This is a genomic window from Chrysiogenia bacterium (genome assembly GCA_020434085.1).
GTDB lineage: Bacteria > JAGRBM01 > JAGRBM01 > JAGRBM01 > JAGRBM01 > JAGRBM01.
The window spans coordinates 1-1,660 of the sequence record JAGRBM010000133.1; the positions used below are offsets into that span (position 1 = coordinate 1).

The 1,660-nt window shown below is 64.2% G+C and carries 2 protein-coding genes; one reads left to right on the forward strand and one right to left on the reverse strand.

Annotated features, from left to right (window positions below; translation table 11 throughout):
- Positions 1-192 precede the first annotated feature (192 nt).
- Positions 193-429 (reverse strand): hypothetical protein, encoded by a 237-nt coding sequence (locus KDH09_04385; protein MCB0218909.1) that lies wholly within the window; start codon positions 427-429, stop codon positions 193-195.
- A 176-nt stretch (positions 430-605) separates the two neighbouring features.
- Here KDH09_04385 and KDH09_04390 point away from each other — a divergent pair.
- Positions 606-1,660, forward strand: a 1,055-nt coding sequence (locus tag KDH09_04390; GenBank protein ID MCB0218910.1) for an AMP-binding protein, incomplete at its 3' end; no start/stop codon positions are given.

The following is a 1,660-nucleotide window of genomic DNA, read 5'->3' on the forward strand; positions in this document are numbered from 1 at the left end:
AGACCTGCCCGAATGGCCCGCCTACGAAAAAGACAAGCGCGCAACCATGGAACTGGGCAAGGAATGCCGCGTGCTCGAAGACCCCTACGCGCCTGAGCGGCAGGCCTGGGACGAACTCCTCTAGGAGCACTCTCAACAAGAAACCCCGGCCGATGGCCGGGGTTTTTCACTTTCAGAATCGATTCGGGAGGTTCAGTGGTGACCACCGCCTCCACCGCCGCCGCCGCCGCCTCCGCCGCCGCCGCCACCACCGCCACCGCGCTTCTTCGTGGCCTTGCTGACGGGTCCGGTCTCGGGCAGTTCACGCTTGAGGCGCCAGAGATCGCCGTAGGTCACCTGCTGCTCCATGGCGTAGTAGACCTTCGAAATGGGGAGCCCGCTCTTGAACAGGTCTGTGGCCTGCTGCTTGAGCTGATCGGTGAATTCCATGTGCGTCCTCCTGGGGGCGGCGCGGGCCGGATGCGGCGCGCTGCCTGTCTGCCCGGCGTATTTAGCCGCTAAAGGCCCGCAGGGGCAAATTTTGCGGCGCGCGTCCGCAATTGCGAAAGCCGGGGCTCTCTCCTACCCTCTGCCGGGCATCACGCACATGCAGGAGAGTTTCAGCCATGGCCGAAGAGCCGACGATCGGATTCTGGCAGTGGGCCAAAAAGACGCCCGAGCGCCCGGCGCTCATTTTTTCCGACGGCGAGCGCATCACCTACGGGGAGCTCGGCGCGCGGGTCAATCAGATCTCCCACGGTCTGCGGGCGCTGGGCCTGAAGAAGGGCGATAACGTCGCCATCGTACTGGCCAACGAGCCCGCCTGGCTTGAGACGATTCTCGCTACTCTTCAGCTCGGTATGTATCTCACGCCCATCAACTGGCACCTGACCGGGCCAGAAATCGCCTACATCGTCGAGGACTCCGAGGCCAAAGTGCTCATCGCAGGCGGGGAATTTGCCGACGAGTGCGGCAAGGCAGTTAAAGAGCTCAACTTTCCGGCCGAGCGCCTGTTCACCACGGGCGAAATTCCGGGGTTTCGCCCCTTTGTCGAGCTTTACGAGGGCCAGCCCGATACCGATCCCGACGAGCGCGCCCCCGGCCAGATGATGAACTACACCTCCGGCACGACGGGCCGCCCCAAGGGCGTGCGCCGTCCCATCGGCAACGAGAGCCCCGAGGAAGGCTCGCAGGCCAATGTGGTGTTGCTCCAGCTCTTCGGCATCCCCTTCGGCGAGGGAGTCTACCTCTCCCCAGGGCCCCTGTATCACACAGCACCCGGCGCCTTCGCGCTGGCTTCGCTCCACACGGGCCAGATCGTCGTCGTAATGAACAGGTGGGACCCGGCCGATGCACTGCGCCTTATTGAAGAACAAAAGGTCACCTGCACCCACATGGTGCCGACCATGTTCCACCGGCTCGTGGAGCTTCCCGACGAGGTAAAGCAGAAAGCGGATACTTCCAGCCTGCGCCACGTGCTCCATGCCGCCGCGCCGTGCCCGGTTCCGCTCAAGCACCAGATGATCGAGTGGTGGGGCCCGGTCATCCACGAGTATTACGCTGCGACCGAGGGCGGCGGCTCCAAGATCGGGCCACAAGAGTGGCTCGAACATCCCGGGTCTGTCGGGAAGCCCTGGCCCGGCGCGGAGATTCACATCCTCGACGACGACGGCAACGAGCT

Excerpts from the sequence above, each read along its gene's own strand:
- KDH09_04385 (MCB0218909.1), bottom strand. The coding sequence starts at position 429 with ATGGAATTCACCGATCAGCTCAAGCAGCAGGCCACAGACCTGTTCAAG.